The following is a 399-nucleotide window of genomic DNA, read 5'->3' as shown; positions in this document are numbered from 1 at the left end:
AATCCGGGCTGTGTTGTGGCACCTCGCGCCCGGAGCTGAGCGTGCTGGCGCCCCGTACCGCCAGGCCGTCTACGAGCAATTGCAGGCCGAAGGCGAATTGCCGGGAGGTGTCACGGGTGAGCACCGACTGCTCGTCGACCAATGCGCCGGCGGCGTCCCACTGCAGCCGGGACTGCTCGTCAGCGGTGAACCCAAGTACGTAGTAGAGCACCGTGCGGGCGGCCAACTCGTCGTCCGGCGACACCACCCCAGCCCGCCGGGCGGCGTCGGCGAGTTGGGCCACGATTTCCATGGCCAGTTGTGACTGTCCCGCCGCGAAGCTCGATGACACCAGTTCGGCTCCGTCGGTGTGCGACAGCAGTGCGTCGCGCAACGCCACACAGATCTCGTGGATCTGGC

Annotated in this window: 1 protein-coding gene; it reads right to left on the bottom strand. The window is 67.7% G+C overall.

The window, feature by feature from the left end; translation table 11 throughout:
* A partial coding sequence (locus tag IMZ11_RS44550; RefSeq protein ID WP_228649833.1) for a TetR/AcrR family transcriptional regulator C-terminal domain-containing protein occupies positions 1-399 on the bottom strand: 399 nt, incomplete at both ends.

Origin of the sequence: Microtetraspora sp. AC03309, assembly GCF_020826795.1 — a bacterium.
GTDB classification, from domain to species: domain Bacteria; phylum Actinomycetota; class Actinomycetes; order Streptosporangiales; family Streptosporangiaceae; genus Microtetraspora; species Microtetraspora glauca.
Note: the sequence above shows the minus strand (reverse complement) of the source record. Positions and strands in the feature narration are given on the sequence as shown.